The sequence below is a fragment of the Sphingosinicella sp. SM1-17 genome, from assembly GCF_056821765.1.
This window is the reverse complement of record NZ_JBPDIO010000001.1, coordinates 2858105-2878375: the sequence shown is the minus strand read 5'-3', so window position 1 is coordinate 2878375 and position 20271 is coordinate 2858105. Positions and strand designations below refer to the sequence as shown.

Here is a 20271-nt window from a genome sequence, read left to right as displayed (position 1 = left end):
CGGCATCAGGCGTAGCGTTCCGCCGGAAGGAGCTGATCGCGTTGCTCCAGGTCTTCCTGATCGGTCAGTCGAGTCGGATAGGCTCCGGTGAAGCAGGCGTCGCAATATTGCGGCTCGTTTTCCTCGCGAACTTCCTCGCCGAGGGCACGATAAAGACCATCGATCGAGAGGAAGGCGAGGCTGTCCGCCTTGATATACTTGTTCATGGCGGCGACATCCATCTGAGCGGCGAGAAGCTTCGTCCGCTCGGGCGTGTCGACACCGTAGAAGCAGCTGTGGCGGGTCGGCGGCGAAGCGATCCGCATATGCACTTCGCGAGCGCCGGCCTCGCGAAGCATCTGGACGATCTTCAGGCTGGTCGTTCCGCGGACGATGGAATCGTCGATCAGCACCAGCCTCTTGCCGCGGATCAGGGCGCTGTTGGCATTATGTTTCAGCTTCACACCCAGGTGACGAACCTGATCGCTCGGCTGGATGAACGTTCGCCCGACATAATGCGATCGGATGATCCCGAGTTCGAACGGAATTCCACTTTCCTGCGCATAGCCGATCGCCGCCGGCACGCCGCTGTCGGGCACCGGCACCACGAAATCGGCCTCGACCGCATTCTCCCGAGCCAACTCGGCGCCGATCTGCTTGCGGACGGAATAAACCGAGACTCCGTCGACGATGCTGTCGGGGCGGGAGAAATAGACATGTTCGAAGATGCAGGGCCTCGGCCTGGCGCCCTGGAACGGACGGTGGGTTCGGATGCCCTTTTCGGACACGACGACCAACTCGCCCGGTTCGACGGTGCGGATGTAGGTAGCTCCGACCACGTCGAGGGCGACCGTCTCGGAAGCGAAAATGTAGGCGTCGCCGAGGCGACCCATCACCAGGGGGCGAATGCCGAGCGGATCGCGGCATGCGATCAGACCGTCGTCGGTCAGGCAGACCAGGCTGTAGGCGCCTTCGACCTGCTTCAGAGCATCGATGAAGCGGTCGAGAAGGGTCGGCTGGGCCGAAGTCGCGACAAGGTGGATGATCACCTCCGTATCGCTGGTCGACTGGAAGATCGAGCCACGGCGATTGAGCTCGCGCCGAAGCCGCATCGCGTTCGAGATGTTGCCGTTATGGGCGACCGCGAACCCGCCCGTGGAAAGCTCCGCGAAGAGCGGTTGAACGTTGCGAAGCGCCGTCTCTCCGGTCGTGGAATAACGGACATGACCGATCGCGGAGCGTCCGGCCAGAGCTCGGATCACTCCGTCCTTGTCGAAATTGCCGGCAACGTGGCCCATCGCCCGATGGCTGTGGAATCCGTGACCGTCGAAGCTCGTGATCCCAGCCGCCTCCTGGCCCCGATGCTGAAGCGCATGAAGGCCGAGCGCGACCACGGCCGCGGCCGTGTCGGCACCCCAGACACCGAATACGCCGCATTCCTCACGCAGCTTGTCGTCATCGAATGGATTGGTCGTCAGCATCTGCCCCGCCCGTGCACTTCGCCTGGCGGGCATATAGTGTCGAGGCCCCTGATTGTCGCCCCTAGGTCGTCAAAAAACTGCAACGGCCTGGCGTAGCGACCTGTGACAATTGAAACCATCCCGGCGATCCTGCGGCATCCAGACGAAACGATCGGCCGGTAGCGGCGGGAGCGGAAAGGGGCTCGCCGGAGGCAGGATGATGACGCCGAGTGACATCAGAATCGTGAGACAGAGCTTCGCTCGAATGGCGCCGGTCCGCCAACGCCTGGCCGATCTCTTCCATCGCAATCTCCTCGAGATCGATCCGACCTTCCGACTGCGCTTGGTGGTGGATGGCGGCGGGCGCGGCTCCCGGCTGGTCGATGCGATCGCCGTGATGGTCGACAATCTCCATCGCCCCCAGATGTTCGTTCCCGCGCTGGAAGTGCTGGCCGTGCGGCATTTCGGCTATGGCCTTGAGCAGGCGCACCATGCCGTGCTGCGCGAAGCTCTGCTGAGGACCGGGCGGCAGGCGCTCGGGCCCGGCTGGACAGCCGAGATCGAGCTCGCCTGGGGCTCAGCCTATGACTGGATTGAGCAGGAAATGAGTCGGACGATGCGGCAGGATTTGCGCCTCGCCGCCTGATCAGTTGCCCTCGGGCAGCTGTCGGTCGGGCAGTTCCTCGCATTCGCGCCGATCCGGATTGCGCGCGCACCGTCGAGCGAGCCGCCCCAGCCGCTCTTCCTCTTCCCTTATCTGCCGTCCTCGCCTCTGGTCGGCCTCAGCCTGGCTGGTGGTGACGGCGTCCACTCCAGCGCCCACGGCTTTCACCGGCAAGGTGACGATATCCACCGCCGTCCGTGCCAGGCAGCCGGAAAGGAAAACAGAAAGCGTCAGGATCAAAGCGGCACGCATCTCTCGCCCATGGACCCGAGCACATTGATTGTGCGTGAACAGGGCGAGTGCCGGCATGGAGCTATTGACTAGTTCGCAGACATGTTGGATATTTCTGTCATGACAGAAATTACAGTCCAGTCGTCAAAACTACCTCCGGCCGTTGAGCGGTTCGTGCTCCACTGGGGGGACATGGGCAATCAATGGGGCGTCAACCGCTCAGTGGCCCAGATCCATGCCCTGCTCTACCTTTCCGAGCAGCCGCGAACGGCAGAGGAAATTGCGGAGACGCTGGGAATGGCCCGCTCCAACGTCTCGAACAGCCTCAAGGAACTGATCGGCTGGAAGCTGGTCCGACGGGTTCCGGTAAAGGGGGACCGGCGCGACCATTTCGAAGCGGAAACCGATATCCTCGCGATGGTGACCCGTATCGCTCAGGGCCGCAAGGAACGTGAGATCGATCCCGCCGCGGCGGCGCTTCGGTCATGCATGGCCGAAGCCGAAGGTGATCCACGGGTCAGCGCCACCGCACGCGAGCGCCTCAGCGAATTGCAGGCTTTCATCGAGACTCTGAACCGCTGGTACGAGCAGATGCTGGGCGTGCCCCCGAGCAAGATCATGGCGTTGGTCCGGATGGGCTCCCGGGTGGTCAATTTTCTCAGCTTCGGTCGCAAGGAGAAGGAAGGAAGTTGAGCTTTCTCCAACTCGGATATCGGTCTTGAGCTTCAGGAGGGGAGGTCCTTGGTGGCGAGGCAGCAAACTGACGCTAAGGTGATCCCATTCCCGTCGCATCGGCCGCACGCCGGAGAGGCTCTGGACGACCTCCGGTTCCGGGCTTTGCTTCCGCCAGAGCAATGGGTCAGGCTGCCCGATTCCACTCGTGCCCGGTTCGGCACGCGGATCGCCGACTGCCGAACGGTTCTTTATGTCGGCGAGGTTATCGAGTGCAGTATGAGCCGCTGGGGCTGGCTGTTGGCTCAGCTGACGCGCCTCATCGGAGCGCCGCTGCCATTGACCCGCGACATCAATGTTCCGGCGGCAGTCAGTGTGACCGAGGATGAAAGCTGCAGCGGCCAGTATTGGACCCGGATATACGGCCGTCGTCGTGGCTTTCCGCAAGTCATCCACTCCAGCAAGCGCTTCGCCGGCCCGACCGGGCTGGAGGAGTATCTCGGGCGCGGGTTCGGTGTCGCCCTGCGAGTGGAGACCGATCAATGCGGGCTGCACTTCGTTGGCGACCATTATTTCCTTTCCCTGCTCGGATGGCGTTTCCGCCTGCCGCAATGGCTATCGCCTGGTGATCTGCGAGTCAGCCACATCGACTGCAGCCATGGCCGCTTTGCGTTCAAGTTCGCCTTGAACCATTCCTTGTTGGGCGAAATGATCCACCAAGTCGTCATGTTTGCCGACGCCTGCGAGGGAGGCGGGCGATGAGCGATCGGGAAGGAGCGGTAATCGTATTCGACTCGGAGTGCCTCCTTTGTTCGGCGAACGCTCGCTTCATCTTAAAGCAGGATCGGGAAAGGCGCTTCCGACTGGCGTCAGTACAGAGCACTGCGGGCGCGGCCCTCTATCGGCGGTTCGGGCTTGATCCGTCCGAGCCGGAAACGCTCCTGCTCATCCGCGGTGACCAGGTCTTCAGGAGCAGCGACGCCGTTCTCGCCATATTTGCTGGCCTCGGCTGGCCGTGGCGCCTGGCCGGAATTGCTCGCTTGATACCCCGCCAGTTGCGCAACCCGATCTATTCATGGGTAGCACGGAATCGCTTTCGACTCTTTGGACGCCTGGAAAGCTGTTGGGTGCCCGACAGCCAATATGCGGATCGCGTCCTATGAGCCGGATTCTCGTCATCGGCGGCTATGGGGGATTTGGAGCTCGGCTCTGTCGGCGACTCTCGGCGGCGGGGCACCATCTGCTGGTGGCGGGCCGAAACCTGCAAAGAGCGTCACGTTTCTGCGCTGAGCTTCGCAGTGGCGAGCCGATCCTACTCGACCGGAACGCCAACATCATCGGAGCATTGCAAGTGCACCGTCCGGACCTCGTGATCGACGCCGCGGGGCCGTTCCAGGGGAGCGGCTATTCCGTCCCGGAAAGCTGCATTGCCGCCGCGATACCCTATCTCGATCTTGCCGACGCCCGCGACTTCGTTCTCGGTATCGGTGCGTTGGACGAGGCTGCGCGCCTGGCTGGTGTGCCTGTGATCACCGGCGCATCAACTTCACCGGGGCTGACCGGCGCAATCATGCGCCGGCTTTGCGCCCAGCTGGACGAAGTTCACAGCGTCGACATCGCCCTCAGTGCGGCCAATCGCGCAAGCGGGGGTGAGGCGGTCATTGCCGCGATCCTCAGCTACGTCGGTCAGCCCATCCGCTTGTGGCGGGGCAGGCGCTGGACTCGCGGTTTCGGCTGGCAAGAGATGAAGCGGGAGGATTTTCTCGTTTCTGGAGCCAAAGGACTCCGCCGCCGACTGGTCGCCCTGGCGGACCTTCCCGACTGCGAAATCCTTCCTGAATTGTTCCCGGGTCGGCCGGCGGTAACCTTTCGGGCCGGCACCGAGCTGAATTTCCAGATGCGGAGCCTCTGGCTGGCAAGCTGGCTCGTGCGTTCAGGATTGTTGCCATCGCTGCGAGGCGCTCGCCGTGGGCTGCGGGCTTTCTATGGCTTGACCGCTCCATTGGGCGGAATGCGATCGGCAATGAGCATCACGGCCCGTGGCCGCAGCGGTCAGCGCGCCCTGGAGCGACGTTGGACGATCGTGGCCGAACGAGGGGAGGGGCAGGAGATCCCAACACTCGCCGCCGAACTGCTGGCGGAGCAGATCCTCGCCGGCCGACTGGCTCCCGGTGCGTTCGATTCCGCCGGCCTCCTCTCGCTGGACCAGTTCGAGCCGGCCTTCTCCCGACTTGCCGTTCGCCATGAAACAAGAGAAAGGCTGCTGCCTCCACCCCTATACGCCAGAGTGATGGGAGCGGCTTTCGAGAGCCTGCCGCCGGTGTTGCGAGCCGTCCATCTAGTCTACGCCGACGCCGGTGCGGCGGGGGAGGGCACGGTGGTTCGGGGCAATAGTTGGCTGGCCCGGGTGATCGCGGCCATGATGCGATTCCCGCCGCCCGGATCATGGCCGCTTCATGTCGCATTTGCTGAACGGAATGGCACGGAGCAGTGGACTCGCGATTTCGGCGGCCATGGCTTTTCAAGCGAGTTGAGCGCGAGGGGCGAGCAGGTTGTGGAGCGGTTCGGGCCGATCCGTTTCGCCTTTGAGTTGCTGGTCCGAAACAGGAGGCTCCAGATGAAACTGCGCCGGTGGAGCGTGTTTCGGATACCACTTCCTCTCGCGATGGCTCCGAGGATCGATGCGGTTGAATATGAGGAGGAAGAACGGTTCCGCTTTTTGGTTGATGTCGGAATGCCGCTCGTGGGTCGAATCATTCGCTATTCGGGGTGGCTCACGCCGATCGTCCGAGAGCCAGCGCCCAAAGAGAAGGGGCGGCCCGTTTCCGAGCCGCCCCGACCGGTGACTTCTGTCCTGACCTGAAGGCGTTAGCGCTTCGAGAACTGGAAGCTGCGGCGAGCTTTCGCGCGGCCGTACTTCTTGCGCTCGACGACGCGCGGGTCGCGCGTCAGGAACCCGGCCTGCTTCACCGTGGTACGCAGTGCCGGCTCGAAGCGGCTCAGCGCCTGGGCGATGCCGTGCTTGACCGCTCCGGCCTGGCCGGAAAGACCGCCGCCGGTGACGGTGCAGATCACGTCATACTGGCCCTGGCGACCGGCAATGTCGAACGGCTGATTGATCACGAGCCGAAGCGTCGGACGAGCGAAATAGACGGTCTGGTCGCGGCCGTTGACCGTGATCGTGCCGTTGCCCGGCTTGAGCCACACCCGCGCGACGGCGTCCTTGCGGCGACCGGTCGCATAAGCGCGGCCATGCTTGTCGAGCTGCTGCTCGCGAAGCGGCGCCGTCGGCGCCTGCGGTGCAGCGGTCTCGCCTTCAGCGGCAGCGGGCGCCGCTGCGGGCGCACCGGAAGTCAGGTCGGCGAGATCGGAAAGCGATTGACGGGTATCGGACATCAGGCACCCACCTTGTTCTTGCGGTTCATGGCCGCGACATCGAGGACTTCGGGGTTCTGGCCGCCATGCGGATGCTCGGCGCCGGAATAAAGGTGAAGGCTGCGCATCTGCTGCCGGCCGAGCGGCCCGCGCGGGATCATGCGCTCGATCGCCTTTTCAAGCACACGCTCGGGGAAACGTCCCTCGAGCACCTTGGCGGCGGTGACCTCCTTGAGGCCGCCCGGATAGCCGGTATGCTTGTAATACACCTTCTGACCGAGCTTGCGGCCGGTGAAGCGAACCTTGTCGGCATTGACGATCACGACATGATCGCCGCAATCGACGTGCGGCGTGAAGCTCGGCTTGTGCTTGCCGCGCAGGAGATTGGCGACAATCGTGGCGAGCCGCCCGACCACCAGACCATCGGCATCGATCAGATGCCACTTCTTCTCCACCTCGGCCGGCTTGGCGGCCTTGGTGGTCTTCATCAGCGCCTTCATGGGCCCGGACCTCTTGTTGAAACGAGCAGCGCCGCCCTAGACGAGCGGCGCGGACGGCGGGCAAATGGCAGTGGAGTGGGAAGAAGTCAAGGAAAAGCGGTGGTTTGACGAGAGGTATTATGTTACCCTGATGTTTCGCCTCGGACCCAGGACCGATAGTCGTCCAGGCTTTCCGCGATCGGCCAGACGACCGCCGCCGGGACGTCATAGCTGTGAAGTTCGGCGATCCGCGCGAGCAGCACCGACGCGCCCTCGGAGCGAGCCTTGAAGAGTGCCGGAACCTCGATCGCTTCCTCGACTTCGCCTTGCCAGCGATAGATGGACCGACAGGGCGCGAGGATGTTGGCGCAGGCCGCCAGGCGCTCCTCCACCACGATCCGGGCGACGCGCCGGGCTTCCTCCTCGTTGGCGAAGGTCGCGTAGACGCTGACGATTCCGGTCAACTTCTTTTCTCTCCTAGCCGATGGGCAGCGAGGACCGCGGCGGCGAGAAGGAGGGCGGCCATCCCCTGATGAGCCACGGCAATCTCGATCTGGACGCCAGACAGAATGGTGAGGATTCCCAGATAGATCTGCGCAATGACGGCAACGCCCAGCGCCGCTCCCTCGATCATGAAGCCCGAATTCCACGCCCGAACGGCAAGCCAGACAGCCACGCCTCCGGCCAGGAAGGCGAGCCAGCGGTGAATGAACTGGACGACGATCGGATTGTCCGCGAGGTTGCGAAGAAGAGGTTCCACCATCGGCGCATCGGATGGGAAGAACTCATCGCCCATCAGTGGCCAGGTGTTGAAGGCATAGCCGGCTTCCAGACCGGCCACATAGGCGCCGAACAGGAACTGGAGGAAGAGCAGGCAGAATGTCCAGATTCCCAGCAGCGGCATTCGGGAACGGCCGGATAGAAGGTCAAGAGCGACCCAGATCAAGGCGGCCAGGATCAGGAGCGCGGTGAGCAGGTGAACGGCCAGCCGAAGATGGCTGACCTCCGGAACGTCGACCAGACCCGACGCGACCATCCACCACCCGATCGCCCCCTGGAGCCCGCCGAGTGCGAGGATCCCGCTCAGTTTCCAGCCGAAGCCTGCCGGAATGGCGCGCTTCCACCAGAACCACAGCAGGGGCAGGGCGAAGACCAGGCCGATGATCCTCCCCAGCAGCCGATGCACATACTCCCAGAAGAAGATGGTCTTGAAATCGTCCAGGGTCATTCCGCTGTTGACGAGCTGGTATTGCGGGGAGGATCGATAATGATCGAACTCGGCCTGCCAGTCGGCTTCGCTCAAGGGCGGGATCGTCCCCGAAATCGGTTCCCAGTAGACGATCGAGAGACCGGACTCCGTCAGTCGCGTGATTCCGCCGACGATCACCATCAGGAAGACGAGGACGGCAACAAAAAGAAGCCAGATGGAGATGGCGTGGGGGCGCGGTCGCGGCTCGGCGGGACGCTCAAACATGGCCCGCCTATGGCTCAGCCGCGGCGTCTTGCCAATCGCCGGCTGGGAACGTTTGACGGCGATGTGATGTTGTAACTTCAACATGGGCACGCTATAAAGGCGGCAGGAAGGAATGCGTGTGCTTGAGAGTGCAATCAGGAGTGGGAGCATCGACCGGCTCGCGATTGGCGTGTCCGGCTTCTGCCTCGTTCATTGCATTGCCAGCGCCGTTCTGGTCACGATGCTGGCTTCCGCCAGCGGCGTTCTGCTCGACCCGATCTTTCACGAGGTCGGAATGATGGTGGCCCTGGTCCTCGGAGTCGTCGGGCTCGGCCGCGGGGTCCTGCACCACGGTTTCATGCTTCCGGCGGCGATCGGCAGCCTAGGGCTCGGGATCATGGCGGGGGCTCTCACTCTGGAGCATGGCGGGACGACGACTCTCTATTCCGTTGCCGGCGTCCTGATTCTCGCGCTCGGCCACGATCTCAACCGCCGCGCCGTGATCTGAGCTGCCCGGCCAGTCACTTGTTCGCGCCGCCGTAACGGCTTACATCTCCGCTCATGGAGCATGTCCATCATAGCCATAGCGGCGCCGATCTCTCGGAAGCTGCCCGAACCACCATGGAGCGCTCGGGCGAGCAGTGGACACCGATGCGCGCCGCCGTCTTCGAAGCTCTGGCCAGCTTCCAGAAACCGGCCTCGGCCTACGACATCGCCGAAAAGGTGTCGCAGGAGCAGGGTCGGCGGGTTGCCGCCAACAGCGTTTATCGAATCCTGGACCTGTTCGTCGGCGCCAATCTCGCGCGGCGGGTGGAAAGCGCCAATGCCTATGTCGCCAACGACCATCCGGACTGCCTCCACGACTGCATCTTCCTGATCTGCGACACTTGCGGTCAGGCCAAGCATATCGATGACGACCGGCTTTCCGGAGGCGTTCGCGACGCTGCCAGACGCGCTGGCTTCTCGCCGGCCCGGCCGGTGATCGAGGTTCACGGACGGTGCGGAGATTGCGACGCTGACTGAGGACGTCGCGTTTTTCGCAATTCTGGACGGGCCGGGAACCGCGGCAGCGCGCCATCTCCACTCCAGCAGCACCTGCGCCATCTTGAGGATGGACGCTTGGGCCTGCGGCGGCGACTATGTCGCTGGTTTCGAGGAGGAGGAAGTTCGCCATGCCTGATTCCCGTTCGATTTCTGCCTGGACTCCGCATGCCCTCGGGATGCTGCGGATCGTCGCCGGGCTCCTCTTCCTTGCCCACGGGACCCAGAAATTCCTGAGCTTTCCCGGCGGCGAACGGGCCGGAGCCGGATGGGCGTTCGACAATCCGGGTGCCTTTGCGGGCATCGTCGAACTGGTTACCGGCCTTCTGATCGCCCTCGGGTTCCTCACTCGCCCGGCGGCTTTCCTGGCTTCGGGTACGATGGCGGTCGCCTATTGGTACGCCCACGCGCCTCAGAACTTCTTTCCGGTCAACAATGGCGGCGACGCGGCCATCCTCTACTGTTTCGTCTTCCTCCTGTTCGTCTTTGCCGGGCCGGGTCGGTGGAGCCTGGATGGGCTTTGGCGAGGAGAGCGCAGCGCTGGCTGAGGCGGCCTTTCGGTTCGACATCCCTTCGCCCGCATACTATGTAGGCGGGCTGAGAGGGGACAGAATGACCGAACGTCCGCACACGCCTTTGCTCGACGGAGTGGACACGCCCGAGCAGCTCCGGAAGCTCGAGCGGGAGCAATTGCGTCAACTATCCGAAGAGCTGCGCGCCGAAACCATTTCGGCCGTGTCGGTCACCGGCGGCCATCTCGGCGCCGGCCTCGGCGTCGTCGAACTCACCGTCGCGCTTCATTATGTCTTCGATACGCCGCGTGACATTCTCATCTGGGACGTCGGACACCAGGCCTATCCGCACAAGATCCTGACCGGACGCCGCGACCGGATCCGGACTCTGAGGCAGGGCGGGGGCCTTTCCGGATTCACCAAGCGCAGCGAGAGCGAGTATGATCCGTTCGGCGCAGCCCACAGCTCGACGTCGATCTCCGCCGCCCTCGGCTTCGCGGTGGCGAACAAGCTGGCAGACAAGCCCGGCAAGGCGATTGCGGTGATCGGCGACGGCGCGATGAGCGCCGGAATGGCCTATGAGGCGATGAACAATGCCGAACAGGCCGGCAATCGGCTGATCGTCATTCTCAACGACAACGACATGTCGATTGCGCCGCCGGTCGGGGGCCTTTCGAACTATCTCGCCCGGCTCGTCTCGTCGGGCAAGTATCTGAGCGTCCGTCAGCTGGCGCAGCGTTTCGCCCGCAAGCTGCCCGACCCTCTGCACAATGCCGCGCGCAAGATCGAGGAATATGCGCGGGGAATGGCGACGGGCGGGACGCTGTTCGAGGAGCTGGGCTTCTACTATGTCGGGCCGGTCGACGGCCACGATATCGACACCCTCGTCAAGATCCTGGAGAATGTCCGCGACGCCGACGAAGGTCCGATGCTGGTCCACGTCGTCACCAAGAAGGGCAAGGGCTATGCTCCGGCCGAGGCGGCGGCGGACAAATATCATGGCGTCGTCAAATTCGACGTCGTCACCGGCAAACAGGACAAGGGGCCGGGCGGCGGCCCTCCCGCCTACCAGAACGTGTTCGGCGAGACTCTCGCCAAGCTGGCCGAGACCGACTCAAGGATCTGCGCCATCACGGCGGCGATGCCATCGGGAACGGGGGTCGACAAGTTCGCCCAGAAGCATCCGAATCGAGCGTTCGACGTCGGTATCGCCGAGCAGCATGCGGTCACATTTGCTGCCGGCCTGGCGGCGCAGGGTATGCGACCGTTCTGCGCCATCTATTCGACCTTCCTCCAGCGCGCCTACGATCAGGTCGTCCATGACGTGGCCATCCAGAACCTGCCGGTGCGTTTTGCCATGGATCGGGCTGGGCTGGTCGGCGCCGACGGCAGCACGCATGCCGGCAGCTTCGATCTCGCTTATCTATGCACCTTGCCGAACTTTGTCGTCATGGCCGCTGCCGACGAGGCCGAACTGGCCAACATGGTCAAGACGATGGCGGAGCATGACAGCGGGCCGATCGCGGTCCGCTATCCCCGCGGCAATGGTGTCGGCGTTCCCCTGCCCGAGGAGCCTCAGGTTCTCGAGATCGGCAAGGGCCGGGTCGTCCGCGAAGGCAAGAAGGTGGCGATCCTGTCGCTTGGAACCCGTCTTGCCGAAGCGCTGAAGGCCGCCGAGCGGCTGGACGCCCAGGGCCTCCCGACCACGGTGGCCGATCTCCGCTTCGCCAAGCCGCTGGACGAAGCTTTGATCCGGCGCCTTCTCATTAGCCATGAAGTGGCCGTCACGATCGAGGAGGCGGCGATCGGAGGCCTGGGGGCTCATGTCCTCACCCTCGCGAGCGATCTGGGCCTCGTCGATGCCGGCCTCAAGCTTCGAACCATGCGCCTTCCCGACCGCTTCCAAGATCAGGACAAGCCCGAGAAGCAGTATGAGGAAGCCGGCCTTAACGCGGACGGCATCGTCGACACGGTGCTGAAGGCGCTTCGCCACAACAGCGCTGGAGTGGTGGAGGGCGCGCGCGCCTGAACCCGGCTCGGGCCGAGCGGCGATCCTTGTTCAAAATCGTCTGGCAGGCATATGCCCAAAGTTCGCGTCGATCAGCTGCTCGTTGAACGCGGTCTGGCGGAGAGCCGCGCCCGGGCGCAGGCGCTGATCCTCGCCGGGCTCGTCTCTTCAGGCGACCGGAAGATCGACAAGGCAGGTCAGCCGATCGCGGCCGATGCGCCGTTGCACGTCCGCGGAAAGGACCATCCCTGGGTATCGAGGGGCGGGATCAAGCTCGCCCACGCCCTGGATCATTTCCACTGGGACGTGAGCGGGGCGGTGGCGCTCGACGTGGGCTCCTCCACGGGCGGCTTCACCGACGTCCTCCTGCAGCGAGGGGCGGCCAAGGTCTTCGCGATCGACGTCGGCACCAATCAGCTGGCATGGAAGCTTCGCCAGGACCCGCGGGTGCTCGTTCATGAGCAGACCAATGCCCGCTATCTGACCCGCGACATCGTCACCGAGCCGGTCGATCTGATCGTTTGCGACGCGAGCTTCATCAGCCTCGCCAAGGTGCTGGATTCCGCCCTCAGCTTTGCCGGTCCGAACGCCCGGCTGGTCGCCCTGGTGAAGCCGCAGTTCGAGGCGGAGCGGGAGGAGATCGGCAAGGGCGGCGTGGTCCGGGATCCCGCGGTGCACAAGCGGGTCTGCGCCGCCGCCGCGGACTGGGTCCAGTCGCGGGGCTGGGCCGTGATCGGAATCGAGAAGAGCCCGATCACCGGACCCGAGGGAAATGTGGAGTTCCTCCTGGCTGCCGTGCTGAGCAAGGCGGGGGATACAAATTGATACAAGCCCGCACTCGACAAGTAACGAAAATCCGGCATTGAGCGGCCTCGCATGCTGAGAGACCCCAACATGGTCGCGGTTGCTCGCCGTCTGCTGATCGTCGCCGTGAGCGCGGCCCTTGCGGCCTGCGGCAGCGGCGGCGCGGAAAAGAGTCGCGAGCGCCCGCCGCCTCTGGTCAAGGCGGAGCCGGCTTCGACAATGCCGTTCGCGGACACGATCGAGGCGATCGGAACCGCGAATGCCAACGAGCAGGTGACTCTGGCTGCGCCCGTAACGGAGCGGATCGTCCGCCTCAATTTCGACGACGGCAGCTTCGTCCGCGCCGGGCAGGTCGTCGCGGTTCTCCAGCAGGCTCAGCAGAGCGCTCAGCTCAGCGAAGCCCAGGCGCGGGCCCGCGAAGCGCAACAGCAGCTCGATCGAATTGCCGAGCTCAAGCAGCGCGGCTTCGCGACGCAGTCCAGCTACGATACCCAAATGGCGCAGGCCGCTGCAGCGCGCGCCCAGGCGCAGCAGGTTCAGGCGCAGATCGGCGAGCGAGTCGTTCGGGCGCCCTTTTCCGGCTGGGTCAGCCTTCGCAACATCTCCGTCGGCGCGATCGCCAGCCAGGGAACGGAAATCGCGACGATCAGCGATCTGTCGACGATCAAGCTCGATTTCACCGTGCCGGAAACGATGCTGAGTGCGATCCGACCCGGATTGTCGATCGAAGCCCGCTCTGCAGCCTATCCGGATCGGCCGTTTCGCGGTCAGATCCATACGATCGACCCGGTGGTCGATCCGAGTACCCGGGCGGTGAAGGTGCGTGCTCGCCTGCCCAATCCCGACCGTTTGCTTCGTCCGGGCATGATGCTGAGCGTCAGCATCCAGAACCAGCCGCGGATGAGCCTGTCGGTTCCGGAGCTGGCGGTCGTCGGCGAAGGCGAGGACCGCTACGTGTTCGTCGTCGACGAGCAGGGCAGGGCCCGCCGAACGGCGGTCCGGGCCGGCGTCCGGTCGGCCGGCCGGGTGGAGATCCTGGAAGGACTGAGACCTGGCCAGAGGGTGATCACCGAGGGCGTGGTGAAGGTCGCCGACGGAATGCAGATACGACTGGCGGGTCCGCAAAATGGCCAGCAGCGCGCCGCTCGACAGCCGGCGAGGCAGGGCGGCTAGCCCATGCTCATCTCCGACGTCTCCGTAAAGCGTCCGGTCTTCGCGGCGGTACTCGCGATCCTGGCGGCGGTCGTCGGCATCGTCGGCTTTCTCAGCCTTTCCGTCCGCGAATATCCGGACGTCGATCCGCCGATCGTCTCGGTCGAGACGCGCTATATCGGCGCCGCCGCAAATGTGATCGAGACCCGAATCACCCAGGTGCTCGAGGAGCAGCTTTCGGGGGTGGAGGGTCTCCAGACGATCACTTCGCGCTCCCGCGACGGCCAGTCGGACATCACCATCGAATTCGCTCCCGGCCGGGACATCGATTCCGCGGCCAACGACGTCCGCGACCGGGTCGGCGCCGCTGCGGAGGATTTGCCTGACGAAGCGCTGACCCCTGAGGTTCGCAAGGTGGACGCCGACGCCTCGCCGATCATGTTCCTGGTGATTTCGAAGCCGGACTGGTCGAGGCTCCAGCTCAGCGACTGGGTCGATCGCAATCTGGTCGATCGATTCTCCTCGCTCGACGGAGTTGCTCGGGTCTTCATCGGCGGCGAGGCACGCCCGGCCATGCGCGTGTGGATGAGGCCGGAGCGGCTTGCCGCTTTCAGTTTGACTCCGGCAGACATCGAGGCCGCCCTGCGCAGCCAGAATGTCGAGCTGCCCGCCGGGCGGCTCGAATCGCAGCAGCAGAACGTCACCTTGCGGGTCAACCGGCCCTTCACGACTCCGCAGGATTTCGCTCAGCTCGTCGTCGGTCGCGGCCCCGACGGCTATCTCGTCAAGCTCGGCGATGTGGCCCGGGTCGAGCAGGGGCCGGAAAACCCCTACACGGCTTTCCGGCTCAACGGGGATCCTGCCGTCGGCCTGGGGATAGTGCGCCAGTCGGGCGCCAACACGCTCGCCGTCGCCGAAGCGGCCAAGGCCGCTGTCGAGCAGGTCAGGCCGACTTTGCCGGAAGGCATGGAAATCGTCGTCGGGTCCGATGATTCCCTGTTCATCGATCGCGCGATCGAGAAGGTCTGGGTGACCCTGGCCGAAGCGGCCGTCCTCGTCGTTCTGGTCATCTATCTCTTTCTGGGCAGCTGGCGCGCGACCTTGATCCCGGCCGTGACGGTGCCGCTCTGCATGCTCGCAAGTTTCGCGGTGCTCTGGCTGTTCGGCTTCTCGATCAATCTGCTCACCCTGCTGGCGCTGGTGCTGTCGATCGGAATCGTCGTCGACGATGCCATCGTCGTTCTCGAAAATGTCTATCACCGGATCGAGGAAGGCGAGCCGCCGCTGTCGGCGGCGTTCAACGGCGCGCGCCAGGTCGCGTTCGCCGTCGTCTCGACAACGCTTGTCGTCTGTGCGGTGTTCGTCCCGATCATGTTCATCGCCGGCCAGACCGGTCTCCTGTTTCGCGAGCTCGCGGCGGCGATGATCGGCGCCGTCGCCTTTTCCGGCTTTTTCGCCCTCAGCCTGGCGCCGATGCTTTGCTCCAAGCTGCTCAAGCGGGAGGAGCGCGGCGGCCTGGCCGCCTGGGTCGACCGCAATTTCCGACGACTTGAAGACCTTTATGCGCGTCTTCTCGATCGCGTGCTCACCAGGCCGCTGATCCCGATCATCGCCGTCGCGATCTTCGTCGCCGGATCGGGCGTGCTGTTCACGATGCTTCGATCGGAGCTGGTGCCGGCAGAGGATGTCGGAATCCTCAGCGCCAATGTTTCCGCGCCGGAAGGCACCGGCTATGCCGAGATGGACCGTTACATGCTCGACGTCCAGGCTCGGGTTCTCCAGCTCGTCGGCGACGACGGCCCGGTCCGCTCGATCATCACGCGTACGCCCGGCGGCTTCGGCTCGAGCGACGATTTCAACAGCGGCGCCGTCATCGTCTTCCTTCGGCCCTGGGAGGAACGCGAGGAAACCACCGAGGAGGTGGTCGGTCAGGTCAACCGGATCCTCGGCCAGGTGCCGGCGGTTCGGGGCAATGCTCAGGTCCGCTCGTCGATCGGCCGAGGCCGCGGGCAGCCGGTCAACTTCGTCATCGCCGGGCCGACCTACGAGGGGCTCGCTCGGGCTCGGGATCGGATCATTGCGGCGGCCGCGGACAATCCCGGGCTGATCAACCTCGACAGCGACTATAAGGAAACCAAGCCGCAGCTCCGGTTGGACGTGGATACGACTCGCGCCGGCGATCTCGGAGTCTCGGTCGCCGATGTCAGCCAGGCTCTGCAGACCCTGCTCGGATCGCGCCGGGTGTCGACCTATATGGACCGCGGCGAGGAATATCGGGTCGTCGTCCAGGCCGAGGAGTCGGCGCGGGCGACCGAGGCCAATCTCGGATCGATCTATGTGCGCAGCCGGACCGGGGCCCTCGTTCCGCTGTCGAACCTAGTGACGGTGCGTGAAGCCGCGGGAGCGCGCGATCTCGGCCGTTTCAACAAGCTTCGCGCCATCACCCTCTCGGCCGGCCTCGCCCCCGGCTACTCGCTTGGCGAGGCGCTCGAATTCCTCGAGCAGCAGGCCGCTCAGGCGCCCGAAGTAGTGGCGGTGGGCTATCGCGGCGAGAGCCAGGCTTTCAGGGAGACGGGAGGATCGATCTATCTGGTCTTCGCTCTCACCATCCTCGTCGTCTACCTGTTGCTCGCGGCCCAGTTCGAAAGCTTCGTTCATCCGGCGGTCATCATCATGACGGTGCCGCTGGCCGTCGCCGGCGGGGTGCTCGGCCTCTCCGTGATGGGCCAGACCATGAACCTCTACAGCCAGGTCGGCCTCGTCATGCTCGTCGGTCTGGCGTGCAAGAACGGAATCCTGATCGTCGAGTTCGCCAATCAGTTGCGCGATTCCGGTCGGGAGATCGGCGCCGCGATACGCGACGCCTCCCGCCGTCGGCTTCGACCGATCCTGATGACCTCGATCGCCACCGTCGCGGGCGCGGTGCCGCTGATGATCGCGAGCGGAGCGGGCGCGGCAGCACGAAGCACGATCGGAACGGTGATCGTCTTCGGAGTCTCGATCTCGACCCTGATCACGCTGTTTCTCATCCCCTTGCTTTATTCGCGCCTGGCGCGTTTTACCGGATCTCCGCTCGCCGTGACCCGCAAGCTCGAGACGGAGCTTTCCGGCGGGCCTCAGCCAGCGCCCGCGGAGTGAGAGAATGATGGAACTGGCCTCGAGATCGCAGCTCAGGATGTCGTTTCTTCGCTATGCGCTGATCACCGTTCCGCTGGTGGTGCTGCTCGGGACGATTTCGGGACGGATCGCCAACTCCGGCTACGGCAATCCCTGGTTCGATGCCCTCGCCAAGCCGGACTTCATGCCGCCGGGCTGGGTGTTCGGCGCCGTCTGGACGGCGCTCTACATTCTACTCGGGCTTGTTCTAGCGATCCTGTTGCATGCTCGCGGTGCCCACAGGCGAGGAGCAGTGATTGGCTTGTTCCTCCTTCAGCTCGCCTGCAATTATGCCTGGTCGCCGGTCTTCTTCGGCTTTCACGATGTCGGATCGGCCTTGCTGCTGATCGGCGCCATGGTCGTTCTCACCGTCGCCCTGGTCGTGCTGCTGTGGAGAATCCGGCGCCTCGCGTCGCTCCTGATGTTGCCTTATCTCGCCTGGATCTGTTTCGCAGCCCTTCTCACGATTTCCATCTCGGGGCTGAATCCCGACGCAGCCGCACTTGTGCCGGACGGGGCAAGTGCCGATATCCCTCTCTGAACCATTCGGAGGAAGGCTCGCGATGCAGTCCCAGAACCGCCTGTTCGACGATTTCGTCAAAGTGATGAACGGCGCCGCCGGAACGATTGCCGGAATGACCCGCGAGGCTCAGGCCGCCTTTCAGGACCGCGCTCGCGAATGGGTCGGAGGCCTCGACCTGATCAGCCGCGAGGAGTTCGAGGCAGTGCGCGCCTTGGCCGTCGCCGCCCGTGAAGAGAATGAGGCGCTTCGTTCCCGGATCGAGGCGCTTGAAGCAGCGCTTGCGGCCACGGCCTCTGCCAAGCCGGCCGGTTCCCGTGCCCGAAAGAGTTCGGGCGCAAGCGAGGGAATCGCCTGAGTATCCACAGCTTTGTTAATGCGGAACCATGGCTCTCCTTGCGCTTTGCAGGAGAGACAGGCAGATTCCGTGCGAACAAAACAAGGCCGGGGACGCTGCATGGATATGGATGAGTACGAGCTGGAACGGGAGGCGAGCGCGCCGATCGACATGCTCGAACAATATTTCAGCGCTCTCGGCTGGGCTTATGAGCGTAATGGCGACGACGAAATCGTCTCCAGCTTTCAGGGCAGCTGGACTCAATATGAGCTTCGCGCGATCTGGCGCGAGGAAGATCAGGTGCTCCAGTTCCTGGCGCTGCCGGATATTCGGGTGTCGGCCGACAAGAGGGACGCGACTTACGAAACGATCGGCCTGATCAACGAGCAACTCTGGCTCGGCCATTTCGAGCTGTGGTCGGCCTCCGGCCTCGTCCTCTTCCGCCATGCCGCACTTCTGGAGGGCGAGGACCGGGGAACGCTCAGCCTCCAGCAGGCGGAAACCCTCGTCGAAGCGGCCATCGAGGAATGCGAGCGCTTCTATCCCGTTTTCCAGTTCGTCCTTTGGGCGAACAAGACTCCCCAGGAAGCGATCGCCGCAGCCTTGATCGAAACTCAGGGCGAAGCCTGAGCGAGGGCTCGGATTCGCCGCGCTTTGAAGCTAGAGCGCGGTCATGTCGGAAGATCCACTGCTTCCCGGACCGCTCTGGCTCGTCGGCTGCGGCAATATGGGCTCGGCGATGCTCGAGGGCTGGATCGCCGCCGGGATCGATCCCGCTCATGTGACCGTCGTTCGCCCGAGCGGCCGACCTGTCGGCCATGGCGTGCGAGTCCTTACCGACTATCCCGAGGATGAAGTCCCGGCGATCGTCGTGCTGGCGATGAAGCCCTACCAGATCGACCTGGTCGCGCCTCGGCTCGCGCCGGTCCTCGATCCTCATACCCTGCTTGTCTCCATCCTGGCGGGAGTCGAACAGGCTTCGCTTCGGGCACGCTTCCTGATGCCGCAGACCGTGGTCAAGGCAATGCCCAACCTGCCGGTCGCGCTCGGCAAGGGAGTCGTCCCCCTCCACAGCGACAGCGGCGATCTCGCCGCTCGAGCCATGGTGACCGGCCTCATGTCGGCATTGGGGCATGCGGAGTGGATCGAGGAGGAGGGCCTGTTCCAGCTTGCGGGCGTGTTGACCGGAGCGGGGCCGGCTTTCCTGTTCCGATTCCTCCAGGCGCTTGGCGAAGGCGCGGCCCAGCTCGGGCTGCCCGGGGAACAGGCGGCCCGTCTCGCTGCCGCGATGGTGGAGGGCGCAGCCGCGCTTGCCGTCGCTTCAGGCGAGGGGCCGGAGCGACTTGCGGCACGGGTCGCCAGCCCGGGCGGTACCACTCAAGCGGGGCTTCAGGTTCTCGATCAGGACGAAGCGCTCAACGCGCTGATCGCTCGAACGCTCGGCGCGTCGCGTCGTCGGAGCCTCGAAATGGCAGCGGAAGCGCGTTCTGCCCCGCAAAGTTGACCGACCGGGAGGTCGGTTATATCCGCTGCCCATGAGCGATCTGCGCACCTTTGACGACCGCGACGGCTGGATCTGGTTCGACGGCAAACTGGTACCGTGGCGAGAGGCGAACGTCCACGTCCTCACCCATGCGCTTCACTACGCCTCGTCGGTGTTCGAGGGGCAGAAGGCCTATGGGGGCGAGGTCTTCAAGCTGACCGAGCATAGCCGCCGACTTCGCCGAAGCGCGGAACTGCTGGGTTTCGAAATCCCTTGGACGGTGGATCAGATCGACGAGGCCTGCCGCGAAGTGCTGAAGGCGAACGCACTTGAGGACGCCTATATGCGCCCGCTCGCCTGGCGCGGATCGGAGCAGATGGGCGTATCGGCGCAGCGGTCGATGATCCATCTTGCCATCGCCTGCTGGCCCTGGGGCGCCTATTTCGGCGAGGAGGCGTTGCTGAAGGGCGTCCGGCTCGACATTGCGCCCTGGCGCCGGCCCGCCCCTTATACCGCCCCGACCGAGTCCAAGGCGGCTGGCCTGTACATGATCTGCACTCTGTCGCGCCATGCCGCCCAGGCCAAGGGCTTCGACGACGCGCTGATGTTCGACTGGCGCGGCCGGGTGGCGGAGGCGACCGGCGCCAACGCCTTCTTCGTTCGCGACGGCGCGCTCCACACGCCCACGCCGGATTGCTTCCTCAACGGAATCACTCGCCAGACGATCATCGAACTCGCCCGCCGGCGCGGGATCGAGGTGATCGAGCGGCCAATCTGGCCGGAGGAGCTGGAAAGCTTCGAGCAGATGTTCCTGACCGGAAGCGCCGCGGAGGTCACCCCAGTTGCCTCGGCCGGACCGTGGAATTTCGAGGTGGGTGAGCTTACCCTCGGCCTCCGGCGCGACTATTTCGATCTCGTCTATCGCCGAAATTCGAACGCATAGAG

23 protein-coding genes are annotated in these 20271 nt (G+C 64.4%); 17 read left to right on the top strand and 6 right to left on the bottom strand.

The annotated features are described in order from the left end of the window. Window positions 1–5 precede the first annotated feature (5 nt). Window positions 6–1460 carry an amidophosphoribosyltransferase gene (gene purF, locus ACRYLT_RS14410; RefSeq protein ID WP_482664777.1) on the bottom strand — a complete coding sequence of 485 codons (1455 nt, stop codon included), beginning with the start codon at window positions 1458–1460 and terminating at the stop codon, window positions 6–8. A gap of 196 nt (window positions 1461–1656) precedes the next feature. On the opposite strand from purF, the gene ACRYLT_RS14405 reads away from it, so the two are divergent. Continuing rightward, window positions 1657–2085, top strand: coding sequence for a globin domain-containing protein (locus ACRYLT_RS14405; RefSeq protein WP_482664776.1), 429 nt, complete (start codon window positions 1657–1659; stop codon window positions 2083–2085). Here the strand turns inward: ACRYLT_RS14405 and ACRYLT_RS14400 are convergent, their stop codons facing one another. Then, window positions 2086–2412: a hypothetical protein gene (locus ACRYLT_RS14400; protein ID WP_482664775.1), complete on the bottom strand. Its 327-nt coding sequence runs from the start codon at window positions 2410–2412 to the stop codon at window positions 2086–2088. A 42-nt stretch (window positions 2413–2454) separates the two neighbouring features. On the opposite strand from ACRYLT_RS14400, the gene ACRYLT_RS14395 reads away from it, so the two are divergent. The 4 genes from ACRYLT_RS14395 (at window position 2455) to ACRYLT_RS14380 (ending at window position 5869) form a co-directional block, all read left to right on the top strand. Next, the gene (locus ACRYLT_RS14395; protein ID WP_482664774.1) at window positions 2455–3027 is read left to right on the top strand and encodes a GbsR/MarR family transcriptional regulator; all 573 of its coding nucleotides are present in this window, start codon (window positions 2455–2457) and stop codon (window positions 3025–3027) included. Window positions 3028–3105: 78 nt separating this feature from the next. Next, window positions 3106–3768, top strand: coding sequence for a DUF4166 domain-containing protein (locus ACRYLT_RS14390; RefSeq protein ID WP_482664773.1), 663 nt, complete (start codon window positions 3106–3108; stop codon window positions 3766–3768). Further along, window positions 3765–4169 (top strand): thiol-disulfide oxidoreductase DCC family protein, encoded by a 405-nt coding sequence (locus ACRYLT_RS14385; protein WP_482664772.1) that lies wholly within the window; start codon window positions 3765–3767, stop codon window positions 4167–4169. Before ACRYLT_RS14390 ends, ACRYLT_RS14385 begins: the two co-directional genes overlap by 4 nt. Then, window positions 4166–5869: a saccharopine dehydrogenase family protein gene (locus ACRYLT_RS14380; RefSeq protein WP_482664771.1), complete on the top strand. Its 1704-nt coding sequence runs from the start codon at window positions 4166–4168 to the stop codon at window positions 5867–5869. The genes ACRYLT_RS14385 and ACRYLT_RS14380 overlap by 4 nt, the downstream gene beginning before the upstream one ends. Before the next feature lie 5 nt (window positions 5870–5874). Here the strand turns inward: ACRYLT_RS14380 and rpsI are convergent, their stop codons facing one another. The 4 genes from rpsI to ACRYLT_RS14360 form a co-directional block, all read right to left on the bottom strand. Continuing rightward, complete coding sequence (gene rpsI, locus ACRYLT_RS14375) at window positions 5875–6402, bottom strand: 30S ribosomal protein S9 (RefSeq protein ID WP_482664770.1); 528 nt, start codon at window positions 6400–6402, stop codon at window positions 5875–5877. After that, the gene (gene rplM, locus ACRYLT_RS14370; protein WP_482664769.1) at window positions 6402–6881 is read right to left on the bottom strand and encodes a 50S ribosomal protein L13; all 480 of its coding nucleotides are present in this window, start codon (window positions 6879–6881) and stop codon (window positions 6402–6404) included. Before rplM ends, rpsI begins: the two co-directional genes overlap by 1 nt. 122 nt (window positions 6882–7003) lie before the next feature. After that, window positions 7004–7324 (bottom strand): divalent-cation tolerance protein CutA, encoded by a 321-nt coding sequence (gene cutA, locus ACRYLT_RS14365; RefSeq protein WP_482664768.1) that lies wholly within the window; start codon window positions 7322–7324, stop codon window positions 7004–7006. After that, the gene (locus tag ACRYLT_RS14360; protein ID WP_482664767.1) at window positions 7321–8334 is read right to left on the bottom strand and encodes a COX15/CtaA family protein; all 1014 of its coding nucleotides are present in this window, start codon (window positions 8332–8334) and stop codon (window positions 7321–7323) included. The genes cutA and ACRYLT_RS14360 overlap by 4 nt, the downstream gene beginning before the upstream one ends. 118 nt (window positions 8335–8452) lie before the next feature. On the opposite strand from ACRYLT_RS14360, the gene ACRYLT_RS14355 reads away from it, so the two are divergent. From ACRYLT_RS14355 to ACRYLT_RS14300, 12 genes are all read left to right on the top strand, one after another. Continuing rightward, on the top strand, window positions 8453–8821 hold the full coding sequence (locus ACRYLT_RS14355) for a MerC domain-containing protein (RefSeq protein WP_482664766.1): 369 nt from the start codon (window positions 8453–8455) through the stop codon (window positions 8819–8821). Window positions 8822–8874: 53 nt separating this feature from the next. Continuing rightward, window positions 8875–9336 carry a Fur family transcriptional regulator gene (locus ACRYLT_RS14350; RefSeq protein ID WP_482664765.1) on the top strand — a complete coding sequence of 154 codons (462 nt, stop codon included), beginning with the start codon at window positions 8875–8877 and terminating at the stop codon, window positions 9334–9336. Between the two features lie 149 nt (window positions 9337–9485). Continuing rightward, window positions 9486–9902, top strand: coding sequence for a DoxX family protein (locus ACRYLT_RS14345; RefSeq protein ID WP_482664764.1), 417 nt, complete (start codon window positions 9486–9488; stop codon window positions 9900–9902). 64 nt (window positions 9903–9966) lie between these two features. Continuing rightward, window positions 9967–11895, top strand: a complete 1929-nt coding sequence (gene dxs / locus ACRYLT_RS14340; protein WP_482664763.1) for a 1-deoxy-D-xylulose-5-phosphate synthase — start codon at window positions 9967–9969, stop codon at window positions 11893–11895. A 51-nt stretch (window positions 11896–11946) separates the two neighbouring features. Beyond that, window positions 11947–12699, top strand: a complete 753-nt coding sequence (locus tag ACRYLT_RS14335; protein ID WP_482664762.1) for a TlyA family RNA methyltransferase — start codon at window positions 11947–11949, stop codon at window positions 12697–12699. A gap of 51 nt (window positions 12700–12750) precedes the next feature. Then, the gene (locus ACRYLT_RS14330) at window positions 12751–13851 is read left to right on the top strand and encodes an efflux RND transporter periplasmic adaptor subunit (RefSeq protein WP_482664761.1); all 1101 of its coding nucleotides are present in this window, start codon (window positions 12751–12753) and stop codon (window positions 13849–13851) included. Between the two features lie 3 nt (window positions 13852–13854). Continuing rightward, a complete protein-coding gene (locus ACRYLT_RS14325; protein WP_482664760.1) occupies window positions 13855–16968 on the top strand; it encodes an efflux RND transporter permease subunit in 3114 nt (1037 codons plus the stop codon). 4 nt (window positions 16969–16972) lie between these two features. After that, window positions 16973–17527 (top strand): TspO/MBR family protein, encoded by a 555-nt coding sequence (locus ACRYLT_RS14320; protein WP_482664759.1) that lies wholly within the window; start codon window positions 16973–16975, stop codon window positions 17525–17527. 22 nt (window positions 17528–17549) lie between these two features. Next, entirely contained in the window at window positions 17550–17864 is a 315-nt protein-coding gene (locus tag ACRYLT_RS14315) for an accessory factor UbiK family protein (RefSeq protein WP_482664758.1), read from the top strand. Window positions 17865–17963: 99 nt separating this feature from the next. Beyond that, window positions 17964–18473, top strand: coding sequence for a type III secretion system chaperone family protein (locus tag ACRYLT_RS14310; protein ID WP_482664757.1), 510 nt, complete (start codon window positions 17964–17966; stop codon window positions 18471–18473). Window positions 18474–18516: 43 nt separating this feature from the next. Continuing rightward, window positions 18517–19347, top strand: coding sequence for a pyrroline-5-carboxylate reductase family protein (locus ACRYLT_RS14305; protein WP_482664756.1), 831 nt, complete (start codon window positions 18517–18519; stop codon window positions 19345–19347). A gap of 31 nt (window positions 19348–19378) precedes the next feature. Further along, complete coding sequence (locus tag ACRYLT_RS14300; RefSeq protein WP_482664755.1) at window positions 19379–20269, top strand: branched-chain amino acid aminotransferase; 891 nt, start codon at window positions 19379–19381, stop codon at window positions 20267–20269. Window positions 20270–20271 lie beyond the last annotated feature (2 nt).

Bases quoted from the DNA above. Each gene is read 5' to 3' on its own strand.
- purF (WP_482664777.1), bottom strand. From the start codon at position 1,460: ATGCTGACGACCAATCCATTCGATGACGACAAGCTGCGTGAGGAATGC.
- ACRYLT_RS14405 (WP_482664776.1), top strand. From the start codon at position 1,657: ATGATGACGCCGAGTGACATCAGAATCGTGAGACAGAGCTTCGCTCGA.
- ACRYLT_RS14400 (WP_482664775.1), bottom strand. From the start codon at position 2,412: ATGCCGGCACTCGCCCTGTTCACGCACAATCAATGTGCTCGGGTCCAT.
- ACRYLT_RS14395 (WP_482664774.1), top strand. From the start codon at position 2,455: ATGACAGAAATTACAGTCCAGTCGTCAAAACTACCTCCGGCCGTTGAG.
- ACRYLT_RS14385 (WP_482664772.1), top strand. From the start codon at position 3,765: ATGAGCGATCGGGAAGGAGCGGTAATCGTATTCGACTCGGAGTGCCTC.
- ACRYLT_RS14380 (WP_482664771.1), top strand. From the start codon at position 4,166: ATGAGCCGGATTCTCGTCATCGGCGGCTATGGGGGATTTGGAGCTCGG.
- rpsI (WP_482664770.1), bottom strand. From the start codon at position 6,402: ATGTCCGATACCCGTCAATCGCTTTCCGATCTCGCCGACCTGACTTCC.
- rplM (WP_482664769.1), bottom strand. From the start codon at position 6,881: ATGAAGGCGCTGATGAAGACCACCAAGGCCGCCAAGCCGGCCGAGGTG.
- ACRYLT_RS14360 (WP_482664767.1), bottom strand. From the start codon at position 8,334: ATGTTTGAGCGTCCCGCCGAGCCGCGACCGCGCCCCCACGCCATCTCC.
- ACRYLT_RS14350 (WP_482664765.1), top strand. From the start codon at position 8,875: ATGGAGCATGTCCATCATAGCCATAGCGGCGCCGATCTCTCGGAAGCT.
- ACRYLT_RS14345 (WP_482664764.1), top strand. From the start codon at position 9,486: ATGCCTGATTCCCGTTCGATTTCTGCCTGGACTCCGCATGCCCTCGGG.
- dxs (WP_482664763.1), top strand. From the start codon at position 9,967: ATGACCGAACGTCCGCACACGCCTTTGCTCGACGGAGTGGACACGCCC.
- ACRYLT_RS14335 (WP_482664762.1), top strand. From the start codon at position 11,947: ATGCCCAAAGTTCGCGTCGATCAGCTGCTCGTTGAACGCGGTCTGGCG.
- ACRYLT_RS14330 (WP_482664761.1), top strand. From the start codon at position 12,751: ATGCTGAGAGACCCCAACATGGTCGCGGTTGCTCGCCGTCTGCTGATC.
- ACRYLT_RS14325 (WP_482664760.1), top strand. From the start codon at position 13,855: ATGCTCATCTCCGACGTCTCCGTAAAGCGTCCGGTCTTCGCGGCGGTA.
- ACRYLT_RS14320 (WP_482664759.1), top strand. From the start codon at position 16,973: ATGATGGAACTGGCCTCGAGATCGCAGCTCAGGATGTCGTTTCTTCGC.
- ACRYLT_RS14315 (WP_482664758.1), top strand. From the start codon at position 17,550: ATGCAGTCCCAGAACCGCCTGTTCGACGATTTCGTCAAAGTGATGAAC.
- ACRYLT_RS14310 (WP_482664757.1), top strand. From the start codon at position 17,964: ATGGATATGGATGAGTACGAGCTGGAACGGGAGGCGAGCGCGCCGATC.
- ACRYLT_RS14305 (WP_482664756.1), top strand. From the start codon at position 18,517: ATGTCGGAAGATCCACTGCTTCCCGGACCGCTCTGGCTCGTCGGCTGC.
- ACRYLT_RS14300 (WP_482664755.1), top strand. From the start codon at position 19,379: ATGAGCGATCTGCGCACCTTTGACGACCGCGACGGCTGGATCTGGTTC.